This window comes from Bacillus sp. M13(2017) (genome assembly GCF_002218325.1).
GTDB lineage: Bacteria > Bacillota > Bacilli > Bacillales > Bacillaceae_G > Bacillus_A > Bacillus_A thuringiensis_K.
In genome coordinates this window covers 384,562-410,747 of record NZ_KZ268500.1, presented here as the reverse complement: position 1 = coordinate 410,747, position 26,186 = coordinate 384,562, and the positions used below count along the sequence as shown (strand labels likewise).

Below are 26,186 nucleotides of genomic sequence, written 5' to 3'. Positions count from 1 at the left end.
CGATTTTTGCGATATAAAAAAGACTGCCGTATTTCGGCAGTCTTAATCGATAAATTCAAATTCATATTCAAGAATTTTCACAATATCTCCGTCTTTCGCGCCACGTGCACGAAGCGCTTCATCAATACCCATTCCGCGCATTTGACGAGCGAAACGACGTACAGATTCATCACGTGAGAAGTCTGTCATCTTGAATGTTTTCTCGATATCGTAACCAGAGATAACAAACGTGCCATCACTTTCACGTGTAATTTCAAATTTAACACCTTCAGTATCAAATTTGTACATTACACTTGTATCAGACTCATCCGCAACTTCATGTATTGGGAATTCTGGTGTTGTTTCTATTAAGTTCGCTACTTCAAACAGTAAGTCACGAACACCTTGTCTTGTTACAGCTGAGATTGGGAAGATTTTTACTTCGTCTCCCACTTTCTCTTTAAATGCTTGTAAGTTTTCTTCTGCATCTGGCATATCCATTTTGTTTGCAACAACAACTTGTGGACGCTCAGTTAAGCGAAGATTGTATTCTTTTAATTCATTATTAATCGTTACGTAATCTTCATATGGATCACGGCCTTCTAAACCAGACATATCAATAACATGCACGATTACACGTGTACGCTCAATATGACGTAAGAATTGGTGTCCAAGTCCGACGCCAGCATGTGCGCCTTCAATTAGTCCTGGAAGGTCAGCCATAACGAAGCTGCGGTTATCACCAGTTTCAACAACACCAAGATTTGGAACGATTGTTGTGAAGTGATACTCTGCAATTTTCGGACGCGCTGATGATACAACAGATAATAATGTAGATTTACCTACACTTGGGAATCCAACGAGTCCAACGTCTGCTAGTACTTTAAGTTCTAGAATAACATCACGCTCTTGACCTGGTTCCCCGTTCTCAGCGATTTCTGGCGCTGGGTTCGTAGCTGTTGCGAAACGTGAGTTACCACGGCCACCGCGGCCACCTTTTGCAATTACAGCAGTTTGTCCATGCGTTACTAAATCGGCAAGAATTTGACCAGTTTTTTCATCTTTTACTACTGTTCCTGGCGGAACCTTTACAAGTAAATCTTCAGATTTACGTCCGTGCTGACCTTTACTCATTCCGTGCTGACCGCGATCAGCTTTGAAATGACGTTGGTAGCGGAAGTCCATTAATGTACGTAAGCCTTCCTCAACTACGAAAACAACATCTGCACCTTTACCGCCGTCGCCACCTGCTGGGCCACCTTTTGGTACATACTTCTCACGACGATACGCAACCATACCGTTACCACCGTCGCCGCCTTTTACATATATCTTGACCTGATCTACAAACATTATTTCACCACACTTTTTTCAATTGGTTGTAATATAACTGAGACTTCTTCGTCTCGCACTGTATAAGAAATGGAATACCATTTATTGTTTTGGGTCGCAAGCCAATTCTGTAGTTCTTCTACACTCGTTAGCTTACCACGAAAATCAAAAAAGAAACGAGCATTATCCGCGTCACATTCAATTGTGATACAAACATAATTTTCAACATATACGTCTAAACTATGCTGAAGCATCGAGAAAAATTGGTTCGTCCATGTACATACAGTCTCATCTAAGTGAGATAAGTTATGTAATTTCCCTAATACTTCGTACTCCAATAAGCACGGCTGCTGTTTCCAATTATATGTTAAAATCCACTCTGAAAATAAAGGCATTGATAGCCCCATCAGATTGGATTCTTGTCTCGCTTCTTGGACAAAACGATCGATGAGACTATGAATTTCTTCCACTTTTCCAAGGGAAAGGTTTCCTTTCACCATCTGCATACGATTGAGCCAATCATGTCTTGAATGGCGCAATGCATCTATAATTGTCCATTTTTCATTCATTTAGATACCCCTTAATATAGAAAAACTCTAACCTGCACTCAGGTTAGAGTTTTCCGTGAGTTCTTATGCTTCTTGAGCAACAGGATATACGCTCACTTGTTTGCGGTCACGGCCAAGACGCTCAAAGCGTACTACGCCGTCAACTTTCGCGTATAAAGTGTCATCGCCACCACGACCAACGTTAACACCTGGATAAATTTTTGTACCGCGTTGACGGTAAAGAATTGAACCACCTGTAACCGTTTGACCATCTGCGCGTTTAGCACCAAGACGTTTTGACTGAGAGTCACGACCGTTCTTTGTACTACCTACACCTTTCTTAGATGCGAAAAACTGAAGATCTAATCTTAACATACGTTACACCTCCTGCACTTTTTCTATTAAACGGATATACTTTCCGTAATCAAGTTCGATCGTCTTAAGCGAAACAACTAATCCTTCTAAAAGCGTTTGTGCTTTTTCTGCTGCATGAACGTCTAAATCATTAGGCAATTCATACGTTAAGAATCCGCCATCACTTCCGAGTTCAATAGTTGCTTGCACATTACAAAGTTGTTCCACTGCATTTATAGAACCAAACACAACCGCTGTAGTTCCAGCACAGACAAGGTCTTGTCCATGTGGCGCATAATCGGCATGTCCAGTCATTTTAAATGATTGGATACTTCCTAATTTCGTGCGACTTATCGTAATTTTAATCATGTTAACCAGAATTAAGCGTTGATAGCTTCAACAACTAGCTTAGTGTAAGGTTGACGATGACCTTGTTTCTTACGATTGTTCTTTTTCGCTTTGTATTTGAAAACGATAATTTTCTTAGCGCGACCTTGTTTTTCAACTTTCGCAGTAACTGTTGCACCTTCTACAACTGGGCTACCAACTTTAACGTTTTCGCCACCAACGAAAAGAACTTTGTCAAAAGTAACAGTTTCACCAGCTTCAACATCTAATTTTTCAATGTAGATTGCTTGACCAGCTTCAACTTTAATTTGTTTTCCACCTGTTTCGATAATTGCGTACATACTTGCACCTCCTCTTAATTACTAAGACTCGCCAAAAACGAGGTAGACATAAATGCCTTTAGGGAACCTGTCTTGTGCGGTTGTAGCATATAGCCGTTTAGGTGCTATAAACTATAACATAAAGATGTTATCATGAATCATAGACAGTTGTCAATAAATGTTCTGCTAACTATTTTTTCCGTTCTACAATTTCTTTTTTACTTCCAAAACGAACGATAGCATACTTTTCGATATTATCATCTTTGAAATAAATTTCAAATGGAATATTTTTTTGTAATTCTTTTTGCAAAAACTGTTTTTGCAGTTCTTTAGGCGCAGCGATTAATACTGCTTCATCTTCTATATTGCCATATGTGATTAGTTCTCTCTCTAACTCATATGCAATTGTTTCATACGACATCACATAACCCGTCGCTTTGCAAGGTACACACTCTTTTAATAATACGTCCCGTAAAGAATGCTTTTTACGTTTACGTGTCATTTCCAAAATCCCTAGCTCCGTAAAGCCGAGCACCCTTGTATATGTGCGGTCATCTTGCATAGCAGCTATGAGACATTCTCTTACCTTTTCTTTATCTTCTCTTTTTTTCATATTAATAAAATCAATTAATATCATACCACCAATATCACGAAGTCTTAATTGGCGTGCAATTTCTTCAGCTGCCATCTCATTTGTGCGAAGTACTGTATCTTGTAAATTTTGTTTTCCCGTAAACTTGCCCGTATTCACATCAATTACAGTCATCGTCTCCATTTGTTCTACAATTAAATAAGCACCATTTGGAAGCCAAACAATTTTTTGGAGTGCTTTCTCAATTTCACGCTCTATTCCAAAATGGTTAAACATCGAAGACTTTTCATTATAAAAAGATACTTTCTCTTTACCGACCTTTTCTTCTAATTCTTTTACTATACTCCTTGTATCTACAACTACTTTTTCAATCGTCTCAATCGGATTTTCTTGAAATACACGATCTAAAAAAGTTGCCGGTCGATGAAGTAGTAACGGTGCCTTTCCTTGGCTCTCTTTTCTTTTTAACTCTTCATATAACTGCTGTAACCTTTGCATTTCAGCTTGTATTTCTTCAATTTCTCCTTTTTCAGAAGCAGAGCGGAAAATGTATCCCCCCGTTCCCTCTATTTCAATTTGGAGTAACTGTTGTCTTCTTTTATTATTTTTTATTTTTCGAGAAACAGCGCGCATCTCATCAAACGGCATATAAACGACATATTTCCCGGTAAATTCTATATTCGCTGTCAATTTAGGCCCTTTCGTATCAATTGCCTCTTTCACAACTTGTACGAGTATCGCTTGCCCTTCATGTATACGATAAGAAGATGGTACATCATCGTACGAAAGGTAAGCATGCTTTTCTAAACCGATGTTTACAAAAGCTGCATTCATTCCAGCAATTGTTCTTACGACACGCCCAACATAAATATGCCCAACAATCTCTTGCTCTTCATTACGTTTCCATAAAAATTCAACAATCTTTTTCTTCTCTTCAATTGCAACGCGCTTTTCCGAACCAGCGTAATTTACATATAACGTTTTCAAAATTATTTCCTCACTTTATAATCTTCTTTGCTTTTACAATAATAAAAGGTTAGTGCTATCGTCAACACTAACCGATTAATTCTTCAACTGATGAAGTTGTTCGTTTTTCAGTAAAATATGCATAGAGCAATTCATTTTCATCCAATGTGTAATGCTCTTTATATTTTCCACGGACGATAATAGAATGCTTATATCCTCTACGAAATTTTGTGAATATCGTATATAAACGATCTTCCGTTTGCACTTCAATAGGTGCAATCTTTTCGATTCCTCTTTTGTTTCCATAATAACGTTCTAATAAAAAACGCATAAATGCATACCGTCTTTGTTTCCACTCTCGATATAATGACACTGCTAAAAATACGAGTAGTACCCACATCATAATATTGTTACTATTCCAGAGTAACTGCCATCCTAATATTACACCAAAAAAAACACATGACAATTTCATCATCTTTTCATGTGCTTGTAAATAAGGGAAACGATATGATAATACATTAAACAATACTTTCCCGCCATCTAACGGCCAAATAGGGAGTAAATTAAATGCTAAAATAATTATATTATTCCACATAAAGAAATAATATAAATCTGCATTCAGCCAACCGGCTTCGAACAACATATAACCTACCAGCATCATCCAAACATGTTGAATCGGTCCTGCAATTACGACAACAAGTTCCTCTTTCAATGACTTATTACCATGTTCCTCAAGCTCGGCAACGCCACCAAACGGCAAAAGCTGAATTCTTTTTATACGCCAATTATAGTGTGCTGCTGCAAAAGCATGCCCAAGTTCATGAATAAGAACAATACAAAATAACAGTAGTAACTCTTTAAAACGCGCAGTAAAAATACCAATGACAATAATAACCCAAAATAATGGATGCACGGAAATTTTCGTTAAAACGTCCCTATATTTAATCAAATGAGATCACCTGGATCGGATCAATAAATTTTTCATTCTTTTTTATCGCGAAATAAAACTTTCCATTTTTATCATTTGTATCATTACTCACCGTTCCAATTTTTTGTTTCTTTGAAACGTAATCATATAATTTCACTGACATATCATTTAAGTTTGCATACCATGACTCCGTACCATCTGCATGTTGAATTTGAACTGTATTTCCAAGTTCCTCTTTCTTGCCTGCAAAAACAACTAACCCTTCATTCACTGATTCCACTTTTGCATTTGTAGCTGTTTGGACAAATACACCTTGGCCATTTTTTTGAAACCCTTGCATTACCTTTCCAGAAGCAGGAATTGCATAATCTTTTTGCTGAATACTTCCTTCTTTTTTCTCGTTCGGCGAATAGAATACAAGCGGTTTTCCAAATTGCTTTTCGTACCATTTCGCTACAGTAGCAAACTGAAATTCCTCTTTCATCACTTTTTCCGTAACAGCTTTAGCTCCATTAAATGAAGAAGGAGCATTCTTATATAAAATAGCAACCGAAAGAACTAATATTGCTGATAATAAAACTTTGAAGAAAAAGACTTCCTTTCGAAATAAAGGATGCATTTCCTTTTCTCCATCTTCAATAAATACCGCTTCACTATCAAAATTCCCTCCGTTAAAATACTGCTCTTCCTCCATCCTTTCTTGCTCGGCCTTCCTTTTTGCAATCCGCTTTTTAATTTCTTCTACGCGTCTATTCTTCATACTGTCTCCTTTCTTTCGTTAAGCTAATTTCAATAGAAACAGTTGTATACAGTTTGTACATATGTATGAGCTAAGAAAGAAAGATATTCGTGTGAAGAAAAAAGAAAGCACTTCGCATATGTGCGAAGTGCTCTTAACGGATTCCAAAGAAGTTTTTCACCTTTGCAAATACCGATACCTTTTCTTGTTCAAATGCTTGTAATGGTACATTCTCACCTAACAAGCGTCTTGCAATATTACGATAAGCCAACGCTGCTTTTCCGCTTGGTTGCAACGCCACAGGTTCACCTGTATTTGTAGCTCGAATAACTTCATCGTCATCTTCGACAACACCAAGAAGCTCGATTGACAATGTACGTACAATTTCATCAACATCTAACATATCCTGTTCATGAAGCATATGACTACGTACACGGTTAATAACAAGTTTCGGTGGTTCAATATCCTCTTTTTCTAAAAGCCCAATAATACGATCCGCATCGCGCATTGAGGATACTTCTGGAGTCGTAACAACGATTGCTTTATCCGCACCAGCTACCGCATTTTTAAATCCCTGCTCAATCCCCGCAGGACAATCGATTAATATGTAATCATAATCTTGACGTAATACTTGTATTAATTCATCCATTTGTTCAGGTGTTACCGCTGATTTATCACTCGTTTGTGCTGCAGGTAATAAATAAAGATCATCAAAACGTTTGTCTTTAATAAGAGCCTGAGGTAAACGGCAACGCCCTTCAACGACATCAACAAGATCAAATACAATACGATTTTCCAGCCCCATTACTACGTCTAAATTTCGAAGACCGATATCTGTGTCAATTAAGCACACTTTCTTTCCAGATAACGCTAGGGCCGTACCAATGTTCGCAGATGTAGTAGTTTTACCTACTCCGCCTTTTCCAGATGTAATTACTATTGCCTCTCCCACAGCTATACAATTCCCCTTTCTAACTTTGTTAAATTAGGTCTAAGATGAGTGAGAAGTTGCAGGCGATCGACAACAATGTGATTGTTCTCATTAATATACGCACATTCTGCCGCCTCCGCTCCGTCTTCTTTCTCTTCCGGAGCCCGCATTGCCACATCACTAATTCGAAGTTGCATCGGGTTCATAACAGATGCAGCGATTACAGCATCCGAATCCCCATAATACCCAGCATGTGCAATTCCTCTTAATGATCCTACGACAAAAATATTCCCCCCAGCGATAACCGTTCCGCCTGGATTAACATCACCAATTAACAACAAATTTCCTTTTACATGTAAAACTTGTCCAGAGCGAACAATTTTGGAAATAGGGACAATTTCTGTTTCTTCTTTCCAAGCTATTGCTTCTGCTTTAGTGATAACATCACTTTCAATTGAATCCACAACAAGATTCTTTTTATTACGAATTAACGTACGAATCTCTTCTTGTTGGACTTCTGTTAAATAACGATTTCCTACTTTCACATGCACTTCAATTAAAGAGCGCCCATCACCATCGTAGTAATGTGTAGAAAGTTTTTCTTCTAATTCCATCAATAATTCTGAGAATGAACAACAATCATCTAAATGAAGCGTTATCCCATCTTTTGTCCCTTTTATCGTTACATTTTGTTGCTTTTTTTCTTCCACTAAAGTTCACCCCACCGATTCAATTCGACATAAAATTAGAAAATCCTTTTTTCTTTTTCTTCCATCGCTTTTGAAAGACGCACTATATATCGTCTCAGTGGGAAACAAACTATCAATAAGAAAATAGCATTTAACAATAAAGTAGAAAGGAGACGATCTGTGAAAAAGACATACGCTGGCATATGAGTACGTCCTAACAAAGTTAAGAATCCATACACATAATACTCTAGTGCTACAACGCTAGCTAATATGATAGAAACAACAATAAATAAATTCAATTGTAGTACTTTCATCACACTATAAACTAAATAAGCTAAAATCGGATAAGCAAAAATATATATCCCGACAAGCTCTGTGTATACGGTATCAAATAAGAAGCCAAATAATAGTCCGTAATAAATCCCTTGAACCGGACTATAATACACTGTAATAAAACATAAGACGATTATAAAGAAATGCGGTGCTACTATGCTGTCTTTCCAAAACACATCCGTTGGAACAAAAGTAGCAAACATATTTTCAAATAGAAACACAAAAAGGAGCAAAAGAGGAAGAGCTGCTCTTTTTAATATCTTCATCATCTCTTCTTCTCCTCCTATTCTAATGGCGCTGAAGGTGTTGCACGTTTAGCAACCGTAATATGCTCTACGTCATTTAAATCAGCGGAAGGTTTTACATAAGCTGTTTTTGTTAAGCCATATGCATCCGGCTGAACTTCAACGATTTTTCCAATTACAAGACCTTTCGGGAAAATATCACCCAGTCCAGATGTTACAACTAGTTGATCTTTCTCTACCGGTGCATCAGAGCCAATCTTTGTGAAAAGAAGTAATTGCTTTTCTTTGTCATAACCTTCAATCAATCCAAAGATTTTCTCTTGCCCTTGTACAATAGCAGAAACGCGATTTGTTCGGCTCATAGAACTTAGTAATTCTACTGATGATGTAAACTGAGATACACTTTTCACTCTTCCAACTAACCCTTGTGAAGTTACTACCGCCATATCTTTCTTAATTCCTTGCTGTGCCCCTTTATCAATTCCAATTAAATCGTACCATTTATCTGGATTACGAGAAACAACAGTAGCTGGAATTTCAGTATACCCACTATTTAACTCTTTTTTACCAGTTAGCTCTTGTAGCTTCTTGTTATCATCTTCTAATTGTTTTACTTTCCCTGATAGACCTGCATAATTATCTAATTTTGCTTTTAATTCTTTATTCTCTTCATACGTGCGCTTTACATCCTCTACATTTTCGAAGAATCCAGCTACGTATTTCGCTGGCTTTTGGAATACACGTTCTACAACACCGACAGTATCTTTAACAAACTGCTCTGGCCATGTTAAACTGTTCCGTTCTTTCAATGAGATTCCAATCAATGCCACGAGAAGAATAATACTAACCAACAAAACAATTAATCTTTTGTTTAAGAAAAACTGTGGCACGTTCACACCCTCTTAATTTCACTGATTTTTATTTTGCAATATTATCGAGCAGCAGTTTTGAAAAGATCGATATTGTCTAATGCTTTACCTGTTCCAATTGCTACGCAATCTAATGGATCTTCTGCAACAAGAACTGGCATTTTCGTTTCTTCACTAATTACTTTATCTAAATTACGTAGTAATGCCCCGCCACCTGTTAATACGATACCGCGGTCCATAATATCAGCCGCTAATTCAGGTGGAGTTTTTTCTAACGTATTTTTAACTGATTCTACAATCGCATCTACTGTATCTTTTAATGCATCTGCAATTTCTTCTGGCTGAATTAGTACTGTTTTTGGTAAACCACTTACTAAATCACGACCGCGAATTTCCATAGGCTCGATACCTTCTGGCTCGCCTGCAGAACCAATTTCTAATTTTAATGCTTCAGCTGTTCTTTCACCAATCATTAAGTTATAGCTTTTCTTAATGTACTGAATGATTGAATCGTCCATATCATCACCAGCAACACGAACTGACTGACTTGTTACAATACCACCTAGAGAAATAATTGCAACTTCTGTTGTACCACCACCGATATCAACAACCATACTACCAGTTGGTTCCCAAACAGGTAAGTTTGCACCAATTGCTGCTGCAAATGGCTCTTCGATAGGATAAGCATCACGAGCACCCGCTTGACGAGTCGCATCGATTACTGCACGTCTTTCTACAGCTGTAATACCAGATGGTACACATACCATTACATACGGCTTACGTGAGAAGAAACCGTTTGATTTTTGAGCTTGTTGAATGTAATATTTCATCATTGTTGCAGTTGTTTCATAATCAGCAATTACACCGTCTTTCATCGGGCGAAGTGCCACAACGTTCCCTGGTGTACGACCAATCATTTGTTTTGCATCGCTACCTACAGCAACGATTTGTTTCGTATCAGTTTGTAACGCAACTACTGAAGGTTCACGTAAAACTACACCTTTTCCTTTTACATATACAAGCGTGTTCGCAGTTCCTAAGTCTATTCCAAGATCGCGAGTAAATCCACCAAATCCAAACATATTATTTATCTTCCTTTCTTGTTTTCACGGACTCATTTTTTCTTACTTTATATTATAAAAACAGTACGTTTTTTATATCTTTATCCTTTTTGTAGATAAATTTCTACAAAAAACTCATAAATCACATTATAAAACAAAATAAGTAAAAAGCATAGTCTTAAATATGACCTTTTTCCTTTAAACTCACGAATTTATGGTCACCTATTATAATATGATCAAGCACTTCAATTCCGATAATCTGGCCGCATTCTACTAAGCGTTTTGTTACTGCAATATCTTCACGGCTCGGCGTGGGATCTCCTGAGGGATGGTTATGAAGACATATGATAGAGGCTGCTGCACGACGGAAGGCTTCTTTAAAAACTTCCCTCGGGTGTACAATTGACGTGTTTAAACTTCCAATAAAGATCGTTTGCCTATGTATAACTTGATTTTTTGTATTTAAATATAAACAAACAAAATGCTCTTGTTGTAAAAAACGCATTTCTTCCATCATGTATTTCGCACAATCTTCTGGACTTCGAATACTATATCTATTTTGATATTCTAAACGTACCATTCTTCTGCCTAGTTCAAAGGCTGCCATAAGTTGCGATGCCTTTGAAATCCCAATACCATGTATACTAATTAGCTCTTCTAATGTTGCATCTTTCAACATACGTAAGCCATCAAATTGATGTAAAATTTTATCTGACAACTTTAAAACTGTTTCTTCTTTAGAACCTGTTCTGAGTAACACTGCGAGAAGCTCTCGATTTGATAAACTTCCAGCACCTTCTAACAATAAACGCTCCCGTGGCTGTTCTTCTCTTACAACATCACGAATACCGTTCATCTCTCCACCCCTTTATTTGTTCTCTCAAAGAAAACCCCATGCAATTTTACGCATGGGTTACATCAATATCAAATTGTTTTAATTCCCGAACGAGACGTGCAATTGGTAAGCCAACTACACTATAGTAGTCCCCTTGAATATTTTGAACGAAAATAGATCCTTTACCTTGAATCCCATAACTACCGGCTTTATCAAGAGGTTCTTTCGACGCGACGTATGTATCAATTTCCTCTTCTGTTAACTCCCAAAATGTAACTTCTGTACGCTCATAAAAAGTAACCGTTTTTTCTTTTGCTATAATTGCAACACCTGTATACACTTCATGTGTTTTCCCTGATAGTAATTGCAACATCTCTTTCGCCTCATCCTCATTAGAAGGCTTACCAAGAATACGCGACTCATATGTAACAATTGTATCTGCACCTAACACAATGTAATCACTATTATTTTCTGCCACCGCTGATGCTTTTTGCAAGGCAAGCGACATTACAATATCAGAAGGCGATGAATATGCACCAATTGTTTCCTCTACTTCACTTACAACGATTTCAAATGGCACACTAGCTAACTCAAGCAATTCCTTCCTCCGAGGTGACCCTGAAGCTAAAATTATTTTTCTCATATTTTCTCCTTCCTTTCTCACATGAAGCAGAACAATTTATATTAATCGTATCAAAGGAATAGTTTGTCCACAAATGAAAGAAATATTAATTTCTCTAACTAAAATAACACTTCTTTATTGCATACGATTATATTCCTGTCATAGAGAAAGCACTTTGCTCTAAATTCAAAAGAAAAGAAAGAAGTACATGTACTTCTTTCTTACTCATTTTATTATCCTATCATTTCACTTTCTACGAAACAATTTTTTCATACGAGAGTAAACCATCAATAATAACTTGATTTAATTTCGCCAAAGATTCCTTATCCATCTTCCCATCTTTTACTGTTTGTACAGCTACCGACGTATACATATACAGTTTCTTTGCTTCTTCTTGTTTCATACTTTTCCCTTCTTTTTCAACCTTTTTCCATTCTTTTTCAATTACTTCTATATCTTTTGCGCTGCTTTTTCCACCAACTTGTACGCTAGAAGCATATTTTGCTAAATGATTGTATAATGGCTGCACTTTTGTTAAAAATGTTCCTACTTCTTTATCATCTTTCAGCAATACTTTATCTGTTATATCCCAGTTCTTTTTTAAAACGGAGACACCATCATTTTTATACTTAGTCATTAATTGATTTATAGACTGTTCATCGCTAGCAATACCAAAAACTATTGCATACTTATCACCGCTCGGTCTCAAAGCACCAATACCCCCATTGCCTTTCCATTCTTCAAGAGCTGCCTGTCCCTTTTCTTCAGAAGAATAAAGCCCCCCTTGAACAAAAAATAATTTCATCGGATCCAATGACGTTCCTGCCTGCGCCTTTTGTTTTTCTTCTTTCGGTGCTGGTGTTTGTTCTGCCGTTCCACCCACCTTTGATTCTCCATTTCCAGTCGGCCTTGAAGCAGTTACTTCACTTCCTCCTGTCGTTCCTTGTCCAGTAAGTAAATGAAGCATCCCCATTCCAAACGCCGTACCGATAATAATTGCGGTTGCAACGATTACAATTAATGTATTACTCCACTTCTTTCTGTATTTTTCCACAGACATTGATTTCGCTTTTTGAAACGGAACAACATTTTTCGGTCGTTCACTTTCTACTACCATCCATTCAAATTCATCTTTCTTCTTTTCCTCATACTTCGCTTCTGTTCCATTCACTTTCACTGAGATCGTTCGTGATTGCTTGTCCATACACTCACACCTCACCTCTTATCGTTGTCCGCATCATATCATATTCATTTCACAAAAAAACGAGATATTTGTCAGAGGAATTCGCCAAATAACCCTATATATTTATCTTATATGTATGCATTTGACTTCATTTGTAGAACAAAAAACTAGATAGCAAAGACTATCTAGTTTTTCTCGCAAATATATTTTCGTACTTCAGAAATGAAATAAAGAGAACCTGTTATGATAAAAACATCATTTTCTGCTATCATTTCAACTTTTGTATCAATTGCCTCTTTCCAATTTTCAAAAACTAATTTTGATTCTTTCTGTGAATATGATGCAAGCTTATCAGCAGAAATAGCACGATCAAAGGCGAATGTTGTAAAAATAATTTCATCTGCAATGGTTTCTAATTGGCCTACCATGTTATGTAATTGTTTATCACCAAGGGCAGTAAATAACACTATTACATTTTTATCTTTGTAATGCGCTTCTACTGTTTTCACAAGGCTTTCGATACCTTCTGGATTATGAGCACCATCTATAATAATATCTGGATTACTTTGCAGTTTTTCAAAGCGCCCCACCCAATACGCTTCCTGTAATCCAGTTCTTATTTCTTCTTCCTCAATTAAAAATGATACATATGTTTTTACATACATGACTGCCATAAGCGCAAGTGCTGCGTTTCCTACTTGGTGGCTGCCTTTCATTGTGATTCGCACATCTTCAAAAGAGGCGAAAGGACAAGTGAAATCGAACTGTTCTCCATCTTCACTAGACTGTTTATGTAATGCTGTAAAATGGTTGCCCATCTCGTATAAGTTTGCATGATTTTCCTTTGCAACATTTTGAATGACTTGCAAAGCTTCTTCATCTTGTACACCAGTAATTACCGGCACGCCAGACTTAATAATCCCCGCCTTTTCATATGCAATTTCTCCTAGTGTATTTCCTAAAATATGCATATGATCGTGACCGATATTCGTAATAATCGTGAGAACAGGGTGTATAACATTGGTAGAATCAAAACGTCCACCAAGCCCTGTTTCAAATAAAACAACATCACAGAAATTGAATTTGCCGAAATAGCAAATCGCCATAACAGTAATAATTTCAAACTCTGTCGCTTCCCCTAAATCCGTTTCATCTAGTTTTTCCACGACTGGTTTTACCAGCTTTACAAGTTCAGTAATCTCTTCGTCTGCAATTGGTGTTCCATTCACACTAATGCGTTCATTAAATGATTCGATGTAAGGAGAGGTAAACGTTCCTACCTTATATTTCGCGCCTTCTAACATGTAACGCATATATGTTAACGTTGAACCTTTTCCATTTGTACCAGCAAGATGAACACATTTGATATGACGCTCTGGATTTCCAAGTTCTTCTAACATCCATCTCATTCTTTCTAATCCTGGCTTCATTCCAAATTTCAATCGGCTATGGATCCACCCTATCGCTTCTTTGTATGTATGTATCACGTATATTTTTCCCCTTTCAAAAGACAACTTTCATAGTTCTATTATACGCAAAGAAAAGGGACTCACCAATATAGTGAGTCTCTAAAAACATTTTTACTTTTCAAGATCTGCTAGACGTTGACGAACTGCTTCGCGTTTTTCTAGGTAATCTTGCTCTTTCGCACGCTCTCCTTCAATAACCGCTGCAGGAGCTTTCGCTACGAAACCTTGGTTAGAAAGTTTCTTCTGTACACGTTCTACTTCTTTATCGAACTTCTCAAGTTCTTTCTCAAGACGAGCTCTCTCTTCATCAAGATTGATAAGATCAGCTAACGGTAAGAATAACTCTGCACCTGATACGATTGCAGTCATTGCCTTTTCTGGCGCTTGTAAGTCTGTTTGAATTGTTAATTCGCTTGGGTTACAGAAACGCTCAATGTAAGAGCTGTTTTTCGTAAGTTGAGCAAGTACAGCCTCATCTTTTGCTTTAATTTGCATTTGAACTTTTTTGCTCATTGGCGTATTTACTTCTGCACGGATGTTACGAACAGAGCGAATGATATCAACTAGAAGGTGCATTTCTGCCGCAGCCTCCGTATCTTGTAAATCTTCGCGAACTGTTGGCCACGCAGCTACTGTAATAGACTCGCCTTCATGCGGTAAATGTTGCCAAATTTTCTCTGTTACGAATGGCATGAATGGGTGTAATAGACGCATTGTTTGATCTAATACGTAAACTAAAATAGAACGAGTTGTTTTCTTAGCTGCTTCATCTTCACCGTATAGTGGAAGTTTCGCCATTTCAATATACCAATCACAGAAATCGTCCCAAATGAAGTTGTATAATGAACGACCAGCTTCACCGAACTCATATTTATCCATGTTACGTGTTACGCTTTCGATTGTTTCGTTTAAGCGAGTTAAGATCCACTTATCCGCAACTGATTTTTCACCAGTTAAATCGATTTCTTCATACTTCATATCATCCATGTTCATTAATACGAAACGTGATGCGTTCCAAATTTTATTAATGAAGTTCCAAGTAGATTCTACTTTTTCCATGCTGAAACGTAAATCTTGACCTGGTGCACTTCCTGTTGATAAGAAGAAACGCATTGCATCTGCACCGTACTTCTCGATAACATCCATTGGATCAATACCGTTACCAAGAGATTTACTCATTTTACGACCTTGCTCGTCACGAACTAAACCGTGAATTAATACATCTTTAAATGGACGCTCGCCTGTAAACTCTAAACCTTGGAAAATCATACGAGATACCCAGAAGAAGATGATATCATAACCCGTTACTAGTGCATCTGTTGAATAGTAACGTTTGAAGTCTGCTGAATCTTCATTTGGCCAACCAAGTGTGGAGAATGGCCATAATGCTGAACTGAACCATGTATCAAGTACATCGTTATCTTGATTCCAGTTTTCAATATCTGCTGGTGCTTCTGTACCTACGTATACTTCACCAGTTTCTTTATGGTACCAAGCTGGAATACGGTGTCCCCACCATAATTGACGAGAAATACACCAGTCATGAATATTTTCCATCCAACGTAAATATGTGTTTTCAAAACGCTCTGGTACGAACGTTACTTTTTCTTCTTCTTTTTGTTGAAGCGCTACTGCTTTTTCAGCAAGTGGAGCCATTTTTACGAACCACTGTGTTGATAAATAAGGCTCAACAACTGCACCGCTACGCTCACTATGACCTACTGAATGCATATGTGGCTCGATTTCTACTAATACGCCAGCTTCTTGTAAGTCTTTTACTAATTCTTTACGGCATTCGAAACGATCCATACCGTTATACTTACCAGCTTTTTCGTTCATTGTTCCATCTTCGTTCATTACTAAAATGCGTGGTAAGTCATGACGGTTACCTACTTCAAAGTCATTCGGGTCATGAGCTGGTGTAATTTTTACAACGCCCGTTCCGAAATCTTTTTCTACGTACTCATCAGCAATAATCGGAATCTCACGGCCTACGATTGGAAGTGTAACTGTTTTTCCGATTAAATGTTTGTAACGATCGTCTTCTGGATGAACTGCTACTGCTGTATCACCAAGCATCGTTTCTGGACGAGTTGTCGCAAGACGAATGTGACCAGAACCATCTGTTAACGGATAGTTCATATGGTAGAATGCACCTTGAACTTCTTTATGAATTACTTCAATATCAGAAAGAGCTGTACGTGTTGCTGGATCCCAGTTGATGATATATTCACCACGATAAATTAAGCCTTTTTCGTATAATTGAACGAATACTTTATTAACCGCATCTGATAAACCTTTGTCTAATGTGAAACGTTCACGAGAATAGTCTAGTCCTAAACCAACTTTCCCCCATTGTTGACGAATGTGAGAAGCGTACTCTTCTTTCCACTCCCAAGCTTTTTCAAGGAATTTTTCACGGCCAAGATCGTAACGTGAAATACCTTCTTCACGAAGTTTTCCTTCTACTTTCGCTTGTGTTGCGATACCAGCATGGTCCATTCCTGGAAGCCATAGTACATCGTATCCTTGCATACGCTTCGTACGAGTTAAAATATCTTGAAGAGTTGTATCCCAAGCATGACCTAAGTGTAACTTACCAGTTACGTTCGGAGGTGGAATTACAATTGTATACGGTTGTTTCTTCTCGTCTCCTGTTGCTTCAAAATATTTGCCTTCAAGCCACCATTGATAAAGGCCTTCTTCAACGGACATATGATCATATTTAGTTGGTAAATTCTTTTCCGTGTTTGACATTATTTTCCCTCCTTAAAATAAAAAATGTCCCTCATCCAAAAAGGACGAGGGACATCGCGGTACCACCTTTATTTACAAACAAATTCATAATTTGCTTATACTCTTAATTTGATAACGGACAAATCCGTCTTTTCCTAATGAGAACTATTCCGTTCAGAAAAGATGCTCCAGGGCTACCTTCTAACATAACTATCTAGAGAATCTCCCAGCTAATGATTCTCCTCTCTGAAGACGTTTCTTGTTATACTCTTCCCCTTCAAGGCATTTATATGATTGTTAATTATTATATACAATAGTGTAAAAAACGAAACCTTATTCGTCAAGATAAATTTAAGACTATAGCTTTTGGAATGAAAAAAAGAAGATAAGTAGTACCCTCTACTTATCTTCTTTATCCGTTCCCTTGCTGGGCAGCTTGTAATTGCGAAAGGAAATATTCTATATTACTAACGAGCCAATGCGATTGTTGCAAACTCTTTACTCCGAGAAGTTCATTTTCCTCATTACGACGCTCTCTTCTTTTCTTATAAGACTGGATTTGCCGAATAAATTGCGATGGATACGTCATATACGCAAACATAAGTAGTTGCTCTTCTTTCGTAAAAGGGAAATTTTTTTGATACATTTGAAACCATTCAAACCGATCACTTCTTGCGATTGGATATGTGTTTAAAGACCGTGAATAAAAACCTACTATATCTTGCACAGGCGTTGCAAACTTCGATTTTTCTAAACTAATAAAATAGCCATTCCGCTCATAGTCAAATAAAAAATGATTAAGTGACACATTACCATGCACAAAAGTAATACGCGTTTTCTCTTTTTCTTTCATCGCATCGTTCCACTCATTTAATTGCTTCGTTGCAAATTCACGCGCTCTCATTACATGATGATAGTACGTACAATATTGCAATTCAAACGGGGACATATACCATTTTGATTCAGATTCTACGAGAAACTCTTCTAACATCTCACCATCATTTTCCCAACAATCGGATATAGTTGTATAATGTTTTTCTAAATCTTCTTCCGTATACGTTTCTTCCTTCACAGTTTTTTGATGCAACATTCCAAGTGTCTGAAACATTTTATGGTATTGATCATTGTCCTCACCGTTTCCTTCTGCACGTTCTAACCAAGGCATTAAATAATAATTATACGTCCCGTCACTTAAAATATAACTTCCATCCGTCGCATGATATATAGGTACATAATTTGAAAAACCTTTCTCCTTCAAATATTGAATATGATGCAGAAAGTTATTCCGCTCTAACTTTCTGCCTTCTATTTTCTTGAGTGCATATGGACCTTGATTCGTATAAATTTTCATTACATTTCCGTGCTCTTCCATATGCTGCGTATCCAATCTATATTGCCTCACGATAGGTTCATAGTGATTTCGCAACTCAATATCCATACGAATAACCCTTTCTATTCAAAACATAGCCTCTAAGAAAGGAAGTGAGTGAAAACACTCACTTCCTTATTTCGCCTTTACCCTTGAAACGGGAATATAAATAATTTGCCCCGTATTTAAAAATATATCTTCTGTTTGATTGACACGGTATAAATTTTGTACAGACGTTTCATAACGGTCTGCAATAGATTCAATTGTATCTCCTTCTTGCACGAAATACATTCTTAACTTTGTAAATTCTTCTTCCGGTTCTTTCGTAAATAGTTTTGTTAAATAAAGCGCATTTTCATCTCGCTGTGAGTACTCTTCTTCTTGTTCTTCCTGCTTTTTCGCTTTTTCTTTCTTGAAATCTTTTCGTCCGAACAGTTCAAATTGCGGCGTTGTTTCTTGCTCCTCTTCACGTTCCACAAATTCATGTTCTTCTATTTTCTCTTCTTCTAATTCCTGCTCTTTTCTTTCCTCTAATTGGAACGGTTCAAATGCGTAATCTTCCCACTCATCTGATTCCTTATATGCTGTTTCTTCTACATGCGGCGCCGGTCTATTTTCATCCTCTTGCGCTGAATCTTCTTCTAACTCAGCATACACCGTTTCTTCCTCTTCAACTTCATCCTCGCTTCTCTCTTCATCACACAAACCGGTAATAGATATATCCGCTAATAATTGTAAGCAACCATTTTCCTTTAATTCATAATCAAATTCCTCGATTGATACATATAGCTCTTCAATTACTTTCACTCGATTTCTCGGAATTGATATTTCAAGTGGAAAGGAATGAACAAGTTCATTAACCCCATCTTCTCTTGTTTCTACATAATCAATTGACTTTGCTGGCGATAGTTCTCTTAATGAATACGCGGAATCATCTTTTCGTGCAACATACTCTCCCGTTAAATCTAATTGTCCTCTCACGATTACTTCATGATCAAGCTCTTCTATCTCAACGTCTGGATCTAACGAAATTGACAAAAGTTCTTCGACTTCCTGTCCTTTTTGGAACCACACAGATTCTTTTAATGAAAATCGTAATGAATGATCTGCAGCCACTTCTTTTCCCCCTCCCAAACTATATGTCATTACAGATTTATGTGTGGAAAGCTTACTTTATGAATAAAAAAAATCGCTCCCCTTATGGAGAGCGATTTTCTCTAATACATTACGCTTTTAATTTTGACATTGCAATTTCAGCTGCTGCAATCGTCGCTTCAATATCTGCATCACTATGTGCTGTCGATAAGAATAAACCTTCGAATTGAGATGGTGGTAAGAATACACCTTGTTCTACCATTTCACGATAGTAAGCCGCAAAGAATTCTAAATTTGAAGATTTTGCTGCATCGTAATTAATAACAGGTTCATCTGTAAAGAAAATACCAATCATAGAGCCTGCACGGTTAATATGATGCGGAATGCCATGTTTTTCAGCTGCTTTACGTAATCCATCTTCTAACATTTCAGCTTTACGCTCAAATTCTACATATGATTCTGGCGTTAACTGTATTAACGTTTCATAACCTGCCGCCATTGCAAGTGGGTTACCTGATAAAGTACCAGCTTGGTAAATCGGTCCGCTTGGCGCAACTTGGCGCATAATTTCTGCTTTACCACCGTATGCTCCTACCGGTAAACCACCACCGATTACTTTACCTAAGCATGTTAAATCAGGTGTTACGCCATAATAACCTTGACCACAATTATAAGCTACTCGGAACCCTGTCATTACTTCATCAAAAATAAGCAATGCACCGTTTTGTTCTGTTACTTCACGAAGCCCTTCTAAAAATCCAGGCTGCGGTGGAACAACCCCCATATTTCCTGCTACTGGTTCTACAATTACACAAGCAATATCATCACCGAATTGTTCAAACGCGTATTTTACGCTTTCTAAATCGTTATAAGCTACTGTAATCGTATTTTTCGCTACACCTTCTGGTACACCAGGACTATCTGGTAAACCTAAAGTCGCCACACCAGAACCAGCTTTAATTAATAACGAATCACCATGACCGTGGTAACAACCAATAAATTTCAAGATTTTATTACGACCTGTATAACCACGAGCTAAACGTAGTGCACTCATTGTTGCTTCCGTTCCAGAGTTAACCATACGCACAATCTCAATTGATGGCACACGCTCAATAACAAGTTTTGCTAATTTATTTTCAATTTCTGTTGGTGCACCGAAGCTTGTACCTCTTTCAGCGACAGATTTTAACGCTTCTACAACACGATCATTTGCATGACCATGAATTAAAGGACCCCATGATAATACGTAGTCGATGTATTCATTCCCATCGATATCATATACTTTAGAACCTTTTCCACGCTCCATAAACAACGGATTCATCCCAACAGACTTAAAGGCACGAACCGGGCTATTTACGCCACCAGGCATTAAGTCTTGCGCCTCTTCAAACGCTGCAATTGACTTATCAAACTTTTTCATTATTTAGTGCCTCCTTCTTGTAACCATCTTGCTGCATCTTTTGCATGATACGTAATAATTAAATCTGCCCCTGCACGTTTCATACTAATTAATTTTTCAAGAACAACTTCTTTTTCATTAATCCAACCATTTTGCGCTGCCGCTTTAATCATCGAATATTCACCACTTACATTATAAGCGACAACTGGTAAATTAAAGTTATTTTTCACATCACGAACGATATCTAAGTAAGAAAGAGCTGGTTTTACGATTAAGAAATCTGCACCTTCCATTACATCTGATTCTGCTTCACGGAATGCTTCCATACGGTTTGCCGGATCCATTTGATATGTTTTACGGTCACCAAATTGTGGTGCACCATGCGCAGCATCACGGAATGGTCCATAAAATGCTGATGAATATTTCACAGCGTACGACATAACTGGCACGTGTTCAAAACCATTTTCGTCTAATGCTTGGCGAATTGCTGTTACGAAGCCGTCCATCATGTTTGATGGCGCAATAATGTCCGCTCCTGCTTTCGCTTGACTTACAGCTGTTTTCGCAAGAACCGCAAGAGACTCGTCATTTAAAATAATACCATCTTCAATTACACCGCAATGACCATGGCTTGTAAATTGACATAAACATGTGTCTGCAACTACTACTAGCTCAGGGAAATCACCTTTAATTTGCTGAATAGCACGTTGTACAATTCCATGATCACAATATGCTGATGATCCAACTTCATCCTTTTCAGCAGGTAAACCAAATACAATAACAGAACGAATACCTAAATCAACAACTTCTTGCATTTCAGCTTGCAATAAATCTAAAGACATTTGATATACGCCTGGCATAGAAGGAACTTCATTACGAACATTTTCACCTTCTAATACAAAAATAGGGTAAATAAAATCTTCCGTATGTAAAAACGTTTCACGCACAAGCGCACGCATGCCCCCGCTTTGTCTTAAACGACGATGACGATTAAATTGTAAAGAGTTCATAGATTTCTATCCCCATTCTTTCATTTTATAGATTCACAAACATATTGTAGTAATGCTTCTACAGTATACTCTTTCGGCACAATAACAGACGGAAAATAAAGACTTGCCTCTTTTTCCGTAATAGGTCCTATACAAGCAATTGTACATTTTTTTGTCCATTCTCTCCAGTTTGTACCCTCAAGTAAACGAACAAAACTAGTAACAGTTGAAGGACTCGTAAATGTAATAATGTCTACTTTCCCTAACTTCAATGCCGCTATAAGCTCTTGCTTTTTTTCTATATTCACTTTCGTACCGTATACGATTAGCTCATCTAGAGAAACACCAATTTCCCGAAGTGCAACCGGAATTACCTCTCTTGCTAAATTCCCTTTCGGAAATAAAATACGTTCGTTTCCACTTAATTCTTTTAGAAACTCTTCTGCAAATGCTTCTGCAACAAATGAAGTCGGAACAAAATGAACTTGATAGCCCCTTTTTTCTAACTCTAATTTTGTTTTCACACCTACTGCAGCGATTTTAATGGTTAGTGGTAGTTTCTTTTTTAAACTATCTAGAAAAAAAGCTACACCATTTCTGCTCGTAAAAATAACCCAGTCGTATGAATGTAGCTGCTCTTTGATATGTTGAATTTGCCTATGAGACATACCTTCCATACGCAAAAGCGGAATTTCCAATGGAATTCCGCTCTTTTCTTTCACTGCTACACTCATTTGTTTCGCTTGATGCTGGGCACGTGTAATCAATACCGTTTTTCCAGCGAGAGCGTTCATATTTATTGTTGCTCCTTATTTGCAGCAAGAATGAGTTCTTTGGCGCCTCGCTTAATTAAACGGTCTGCGGCCTCTAATCCTACTTCCTCAGGATTAGTACCCACTACTGTCTCTTTTAATAAAACAGAGCCATCCATAGAGCCGACAAGAGCTGTTAATTCGATTGCATCATTTTTTGTAAGGGTTGCATATCCAGCGATTGGAACTTGGCATCCACCTTCAAGTTTATGAAGAAATACTCGCTCCGCTGCCACTGTTCTTTCTGTTATCGCATCATTAATATGCGCTAACAGCTGCAATAAATCCTTATCATCCTCACGACATTCAATCGCTAATGCACCTTGTCCTACAGCAGGTACACATAACGTTTCATCTAAATGTTCTGTAATAACTTCATCATCCCAGCCCATTCTTTGTAATCCAGCTGTCGCTAAAATAATCGCATCGTAATCCTCTTCTTTTAATTTACGTAAACGTGTATCGATATTTCCGCGAATCCACTTCACTTGTAAATCTGGTCTCGCAGCGAGTAGCTGTGCACTACGTCTTAAACTACTCGTACCTAAAATAGCACCTTCCGCTAACTCTTTAAACGATGCTCCATTTTTTGAGATAAAAGCATCACGAGGGTCAACACGCTTTGGTGTACAGCCAATCATCAATCCTTCTGGAAGTACGGCTGGCATATCTTTCATACTATGTACAGCCATATCGATTTCTTTCGTAAGTAACGCATGCTCAATTTCTTTAACGAACAAACCTTTTCCGCCTACTTTTGAAAGAGTAACATCTAAAATCACATCACCTTTAGTGACAATTTCTTTCACTTCAAATTCATATGGTAAACCAAGTGCTTTTAACTGATCAATAAACCAGTTTGTTTGTGTTAATGCTAGCTTACTCTTTCGTGACCCTACAATAATTTTGCGCATAATTCTCTCTCCTCATTATAAATACCAAAAGTGGAAATTAGATAAACTACTTAATAAAAAAATGTTAACTAGCATTACGAGAAAGGCCCCTACATTCCACAGTACAATTTTCTTCCCTTGCAACACATCTGCCGCTCTTAAATACAAGCCCGCACAGTATACAAATAGAACGACAAACGAACCAATTACTTTCGTATCATACCAATGAAAATTATCTAATTTTGTATATCCCCATATACATCCTAATAAAATTGCTAGTAAGAAAAATGGAACAGAAAATAAATTTAATCCGTAAGACGTAGATTCAAGCTTCGGTAAATTCCCTAACCTTCTTAATCTCGCATTCCACTTTTTCTTTTTTAATAGGCGATATTGCAGTAAATACATAATAGAAAAAATAAACGATACCGTAAACGTTGCATAAGAAATAATCGCCATTCCAACATGCACGTATACAAGTTCTGAAACTAATTGCTCTGCAAGTACTGGCGACATCTTTCCGAGCGGTGTAAAAATAGAAAAAGCGCTTACGCCAAATGCAACAACATTTGTAAAGAAGACTAAAAAGTCAACGCGCATAAATCGATTTATGACTAATGACATCGTAATCAATAACCAAACATAAAAATAAATCCCTGATAATAAAGTTAAAATGGGGTTCGTTTCTGAATCTGTCGCCCTAAGCAACATAAAAATAGACTGCAATACCCATACAATCGAAAGTAACCAAAAAGCAAATCGGTTCGCCTTTCGGTTACTTTGGAAATAATCTATAAAATATAAACTAATGCTACAAGCATATAAAATAATTGCAATATGATAAATAATACTGTTATTTAAAAAACTCATCCGATCATCCTTCCAAATTATAAAGATGGAACGGATGGTGTCCACACTCTTTTATGTTCTACTTCTTCCGTTTCTAAATCGAAAATCTTCGCAAATAACGCTAATTTTTCGCTCGCTCCCTCTTCAGCAGCTATTTCTTTCGCTACTAAAATTGGGTCTTTTAATAATTGATTAATAATACTTTTCGTATGCTTACTAATAACTTTTTTCTCACGATCACTAAGGTTTGGTATTTTTCGCTCTAGGCTTACCATTGTTTCACTTTGGATTGCAAGTGCCTTATCACGAAGAGCTGATATTAATGGAACAACACCAAGTGTACTTAACCACGTTTTAAATAGAACAATTTCCTCTTCAATCATAAATTGAATTTTCTCTGCTTCTTTCAAACGCTCAGCACGGTTTGCCTCCACTACTCCTTGCAAATCATCAATGTCATACAAGAAAGAACCTTCTAACTCATCAATCGCTGGATCAATATCACGTGGTACTGCAATATCAACCATAAATAAAGGGCGACCAGAGCGCATTTTCTCCACCTTTGTCATCATCTCTTTCGTAATGACATACTCAGATGCACCAGTTGAACTAATTAAAATATCTGCTTCTAATAATGCACATTGTAATTCGCTTAACGATTTTGCATGTCCCATATATTTCTCAGCCATTACTTCTGCTTTCGAAAGCGTCCTATTCATAACTGTTACTTTACGAGCACCACTTCCATATAAGTTTTGCAGTGCAAGTTCGCCCATTTTACCAGCACCAAGAATAAGCACATGACAATCTGTTAACTCGCCAAATATTTTCTTTCCAAGCTCAACAGCAGCATAACTAACAGACATCGCACTTTCCCCGATTGTTGTTTCTGAGTGGGCACGTTTTGCTAATGTAATGACTTGCTTAAACAATTCATTAAAAATTGTGCCTGTTGCTTTAACTTGTTGCGCTTCTAAAAAGCTATCTTTTATTTGACCTAAAATCTGCGTTTCTCCGACTACCATTGAATCTAAACCGCACGTTACGCGGAATAAATGATCTATTGCACCATCTTGTTCAAAAATAGTTAAATATGGCGCAACTTCTTCTATTTCAAGCTGAAACCAATCAGCTAAAAACTTCTTAATATAATACCGTCCCGTGTGTAATTGATCGACAACAGCATAAATCTCAGTGCGATTACAAGTTGATACAATGACATTCTCTAACACGCTCTTTTGATTTTGTAATGTAGTCATCGCTCGCTCTAGTTCTGCTGCCTGAAATGTGAGTTTCTCACGAAATTCTACAGGGGCTGTTCGATAATTTACACTAACAACAAGAATATGCACGCAGCATGTCCCCCTTCACCCGTTTTATCACTTTATCTACTATCATAATACAACTTTCCTCTTATGAATCTGACAATCGTGTGAACAACCGATTATTTTTTAATTATTCTCTGTATGTAATAAAGGAGATTCAGTAACACTAATAAAAAAACTTCTACTTTATAATGATTATAAATTAATAACTCTATTTGTACGTTACCAAAAAAAGCCCTCATAATCAAGTGATGGAAACTATTCCATATAAATTATAACATCATCTTCCCTATCTTCTTTCATCATGAAGGAAAATATGTATGATTGTTCCAAAATGTAACAAAGACTTTCTCAATACAATGTATTTGACATTGTATTT

At 37.2% G+C, this 26,186-nt stretch carries 26 protein-coding genes and 2 other annotated features; all 26 genes read right to left on the bottom strand.

What is annotated here, in order from left to right; translation table 11 throughout:
• Positions 1-42 precede the first annotated feature (42 nt).
• Positions 43-1,329, bottom strand: a complete 1,287-nt coding sequence (gene obgE, locus CGQ22_RS02395; protein ID WP_000497128.1) for a GTPase ObgE — start codon at positions 1,327-1,329, stop codon at positions 43-45.
• The gene (locus CGQ22_RS02390; protein WP_001003584.1) at positions 1,329-1,877 is read right to left on the bottom strand and encodes a sporulation initiation phosphotransferase B; all 549 of its coding nucleotides are present in this window, start codon (positions 1,875-1,877) and stop codon (positions 1,329-1,331) included. Before CGQ22_RS02390 ends, obgE begins: the two co-directional genes overlap by 1 nt.
• A gap of 63 nt (positions 1,878-1,940) precedes the next feature.
• Positions 1,941-2,231 (bottom strand): 50S ribosomal protein L27, encoded by a 291-nt coding sequence (gene rpmA, locus CGQ22_RS02385; protein WP_000944958.1) that lies wholly within the window; start codon positions 2,229-2,231, stop codon positions 1,941-1,943.
• A gap of 3 nt (positions 2,232-2,234) precedes the next feature.
• On the bottom strand, positions 2,235-2,579 hold the full coding sequence (locus tag CGQ22_RS02380) for a ribosomal-processing cysteine protease Prp (RefSeq protein WP_002164192.1): 345 nt from the start codon (positions 2,577-2,579) through the stop codon (positions 2,235-2,237).
• Positions 2,580-2,590: 11 nt separating this feature from the next.
• Entirely contained in the window at positions 2,591-2,899 is a 309-nt protein-coding gene (gene rplU, locus CGQ22_RS02375; protein WP_000270907.1) for a 50S ribosomal protein L21, read from the bottom strand.
• A 14-nt stretch (positions 2,900-2,913) separates the two neighbouring features.
• Positions 2,914-2,991: a sequence feature (ribosomal protein L21 leader region), on the bottom strand.
• 77 nt (positions 2,992-3,068) lie between these two features.
• The gene (locus CGQ22_RS02370; RefSeq protein WP_000855496.1) at positions 3,069-4,457 is read right to left on the bottom strand and encodes an Rne/Rng family ribonuclease; all 1,389 of its coding nucleotides are present in this window, start codon (positions 4,455-4,457) and stop codon (positions 3,069-3,071) included.
• 67 nt (positions 4,458-4,524) lie between these two features.
• Complete coding sequence (gene spoIVFB, locus CGQ22_RS02365) at positions 4,525-5,385, bottom strand: stage IV sporulation intramembrane metalloprotease SpoIVFB (RefSeq protein ID WP_000599053.1); 861 nt, start codon at positions 5,383-5,385, stop codon at positions 4,525-4,527.
• Positions 5,378-6,124, bottom strand: coding sequence for a stage IV sporulation protein SpoIVFA (spoIVFA, locus tag CGQ22_RS02360; protein ID WP_000797471.1), 747 nt, complete (start codon positions 6,122-6,124; stop codon positions 5,378-5,380). The genes spoIVFB and spoIVFA overlap by 8 nt, the downstream gene beginning before the upstream one ends.
• 133 nt (positions 6,125-6,257) lie before the next feature.
• The gene (gene minD / locus CGQ22_RS02355; RefSeq protein WP_000503309.1) at positions 6,258-7,055 is read right to left on the bottom strand and encodes a septum site-determining protein MinD; all 798 of its coding nucleotides are present in this window, start codon (positions 7,053-7,055) and stop codon (positions 6,258-6,260) included.
• A gap of 2 nt (positions 7,056-7,057) precedes the next feature.
• Positions 7,058-7,744, bottom strand: coding sequence for a septum site-determining protein MinC (minC, locus tag CGQ22_RS02350; RefSeq protein ID WP_000391523.1), 687 nt, complete (start codon positions 7,742-7,744; stop codon positions 7,058-7,060).
• Between the two features lie 35 nt (positions 7,745-7,779).
• On the bottom strand, positions 7,780-8,325 hold the full coding sequence (mreD, locus tag CGQ22_RS02345; protein ID WP_000975748.1) for a rod shape-determining protein MreD: 546 nt from the start codon (positions 8,323-8,325) through the stop codon (positions 7,780-7,782).
• A gap of 14 nt (positions 8,326-8,339) precedes the next feature.
• Complete coding sequence (gene mreC / locus CGQ22_RS02340) at positions 8,340-9,191, bottom strand: rod shape-determining protein MreC (protein WP_001135489.1); 852 nt, start codon at positions 9,189-9,191, stop codon at positions 8,340-8,342.
• Positions 9,192-9,232: 41 nt separating this feature from the next.
• The gene (gene mreB, locus CGQ22_RS02335; RefSeq protein ID WP_000466736.1) at positions 9,233-10,252 is read right to left on the bottom strand and encodes a cell shape-determining protein MreB; all 1,020 of its coding nucleotides are present in this window, start codon (positions 10,250-10,252) and stop codon (positions 9,233-9,235) included.
• A 157-nt stretch (positions 10,253-10,409) separates the two neighbouring features.
• Positions 10,410-11,087: a RadC family protein gene (gene radC, locus CGQ22_RS02330; protein WP_001013390.1), complete on the bottom strand. Its 678-nt coding sequence runs from the start codon at positions 11,085-11,087 to the stop codon at positions 10,410-10,412.
• 46 nt (positions 11,088-11,133) lie between these two features.
• Positions 11,134-11,709: a Maf family protein gene (locus tag CGQ22_RS02325; protein WP_001226294.1), complete on the bottom strand. Its 576-nt coding sequence runs from the start codon at positions 11,707-11,709 to the stop codon at positions 11,134-11,136.
• Between the two features lie 232 nt (positions 11,710-11,941).
• Complete coding sequence (locus CGQ22_RS02320) at positions 11,942-12,892, bottom strand: stage II sporulation protein B (protein ID WP_089148260.1); 951 nt, start codon at positions 12,890-12,892, stop codon at positions 11,942-11,944.
• 164 nt (positions 12,893-13,056) lie between these two features.
• Positions 13,057-14,358, bottom strand: a complete 1,302-nt coding sequence (locus CGQ22_RS02315; RefSeq protein WP_061884638.1) for a bifunctional folylpolyglutamate synthase/dihydrofolate synthase — start codon at positions 14,356-14,358, stop codon at positions 13,057-13,059.
• Positions 14,359-14,451: 93 nt separating this feature from the next.
• A complete protein-coding gene (locus CGQ22_RS02310) occupies positions 14,452-17,097 on the bottom strand; it encodes a valine--tRNA ligase (RefSeq protein ID WP_089148259.1) in 2,646 nt (881 codons plus the stop codon).
• A gap of 37 nt (positions 17,098-17,134) precedes the next feature.
• Positions 17,135-17,366: a binding site (T-box leader), on the bottom strand.
• A 122-nt stretch (positions 17,367-17,488) separates the two neighbouring features.
• On the bottom strand, positions 17,489-18,514 hold the full coding sequence (ysxE, locus tag CGQ22_RS02305; RefSeq protein WP_089148258.1) for a spore coat protein YsxE: 1,026 nt from the start codon (positions 18,512-18,514) through the stop codon (positions 17,489-17,491).
• Positions 18,515-18,580: 66 nt separating this feature from the next.
• Positions 18,581-19,591 carry a stage VI sporulation protein D gene (gene spoVID, locus CGQ22_RS02300; RefSeq protein WP_003302846.1) on the bottom strand — a complete coding sequence of 337 codons (1,011 nt, stop codon included), beginning with the start codon at positions 19,589-19,591 and terminating at the stop codon, positions 18,581-18,583.
• A gap of 79 nt (positions 19,592-19,670) precedes the next feature.
• Positions 19,671-20,960, bottom strand: coding sequence for a glutamate-1-semialdehyde 2,1-aminomutase (gene hemL, locus CGQ22_RS02295; protein ID WP_000712940.1), 1,290 nt, complete (start codon positions 20,958-20,960; stop codon positions 19,671-19,673).
• The gene (gene hemB, locus CGQ22_RS02290; RefSeq protein ID WP_001087067.1) at positions 20,960-21,949 is read right to left on the bottom strand and encodes a porphobilinogen synthase; all 990 of its coding nucleotides are present in this window, start codon (positions 21,947-21,949) and stop codon (positions 20,960-20,962) included. The genes hemL and hemB overlap by 1 nt, the downstream gene beginning before the upstream one ends.
• A 20-nt stretch (positions 21,950-21,969) precedes the next feature.
• Positions 21,970-22,722 carry a uroporphyrinogen-III synthase gene (gene hemD / locus CGQ22_RS02285; RefSeq protein WP_000992355.1) on the bottom strand — a complete coding sequence of 251 codons (753 nt, stop codon included), beginning with the start codon at positions 22,720-22,722 and terminating at the stop codon, positions 21,970-21,972.
• Between the two features lie 2 nt (positions 22,723-22,724).
• A complete protein-coding gene (hemC, locus tag CGQ22_RS02280; RefSeq protein ID WP_001226400.1) occupies positions 22,725-23,654 on the bottom strand; it encodes a hydroxymethylbilane synthase in 930 nt (309 codons plus the stop codon).
• A gap of 15 nt (positions 23,655-23,669) precedes the next feature.
• Complete coding sequence (locus tag CGQ22_RS02275; RefSeq protein WP_000009002.1) at positions 23,670-24,503, bottom strand: cytochrome c biogenesis protein; 834 nt, start codon at positions 24,501-24,503, stop codon at positions 23,670-23,672.
• Between the two features lie 17 nt (positions 24,504-24,520).
• Positions 24,521-25,834: a glutamyl-tRNA reductase gene (hemA, locus tag CGQ22_RS02270; RefSeq protein ID WP_042595887.1), complete on the bottom strand. Its 1,314-nt coding sequence runs from the start codon at positions 25,832-25,834 to the stop codon at positions 24,521-24,523.
• Between the last annotated feature and the right edge of the window lie 352 nt (positions 25,835-26,186).

Bases quoted from the DNA above. Each gene is read 5' to 3' on its own strand.
- hemD (WP_000992355.1), bottom strand. From the start codon at position 22,722: ATGAACGCTCTCGCTGGAAAAACGGTATTGATTACACGTGCCCAGCAT.
- CGQ22_RS02390 (WP_001003584.1), bottom strand. From the start codon at position 1,877: ATGAATGAAAAATGGACAATTATAGATGCATTGCGCCATTCAAGACAT.
- ysxE (WP_089148258.1), bottom strand. From the start codon at position 18,514: ATGGATATTGAGTTGCGAAATCACTATGAACCTATCGTGAGGCAATAT.
- CGQ22_RS02320 (WP_089148260.1), bottom strand. From the start codon at position 12,892: ATGGACAAGCAATCACGAACGATCTCAGTGAAAGTGAATGGAACAGAA.
- CGQ22_RS02325 (WP_001226294.1), bottom strand. From the start codon at position 11,709: ATGAGAAAAATAATTTTAGCTTCAGGGTCACCTCGGAGGAAGGAATTG.
- obgE (WP_000497128.1), bottom strand. From the start codon at position 1,329: ATGTTTGTAGATCAGGTCAAGATATATGTAAAAGGCGGCGACGGTGGT.
- hemB (WP_001087067.1), bottom strand. From the start codon at position 21,949: ATGAACTCTTTACAATTTAATCGTCATCGTCGTTTAAGACAAAGCGGG.
- spoIVFA (WP_000797471.1), bottom strand. From the start codon at position 6,124: ATGAAGAATAGACGCGTAGAAGAAATTAAAAAGCGGATTGCAAAAAGG.
- radC (WP_001013390.1), bottom strand. From the start codon at position 11,087: ATGAACGGTATTCGTGATGTTGTAAGAGAAGAACAGCCACGGGAGCGT.
- hemL (WP_000712940.1), bottom strand. From the start codon at position 20,960: ATGAAAAAGTTTGATAAGTCAATTGCAGCGTTTGAAGAGGCGCAAGAC.
- CGQ22_RS02275 (WP_000009002.1), bottom strand. From the start codon at position 24,503: ATGAGTTTTTTAAATAACAGTATTATTTATCATATTGCAATTATTTTA.
- rplU (WP_000270907.1), bottom strand. From the start codon at position 2,899: ATGTACGCAATTATCGAAACAGGTGGAAAACAAATTAAAGTTGAAGCT.
- CGQ22_RS02310 (WP_089148259.1), bottom strand. From the start codon at position 17,097: ATGTCAAACACGGAAAAGAATTTACCAACTAAATATGATCATATGTCC.
- mreB (WP_000466736.1), bottom strand. From the start codon at position 10,252: ATGTTTGGATTTGGTGGATTTACTCGCGATCTTGGAATAGACTTAGGA.
- CGQ22_RS02380 (WP_002164192.1), bottom strand. From the start codon at position 2,579: ATGATTAAAATTACGATAAGTCGCACGAAATTAGGAAGTATCCAATCA.
- spoVID (WP_003302846.1), bottom strand. From the start codon at position 19,591: ATGACATATAGTTTGGGAGGGGGAAAAGAAGTGGCTGCAGATCATTCA.
- rpmA (WP_000944958.1), bottom strand. From the start codon at position 2,231: ATGTTAAGATTAGATCTTCAGTTTTTCGCATCTAAGAAAGGTGTAGGT.
- hemC (WP_001226400.1), bottom strand. From the start codon at position 23,654: ATGCGCAAAATTATTGTAGGGTCACGAAAGAGTAAGCTAGCATTAACA.
- mreD (WP_000975748.1), bottom strand. From the start codon at position 8,325: ATGATGAAGATATTAAAAAGAGCAGCTCTTCCTCTTTTGCTCCTTTTT.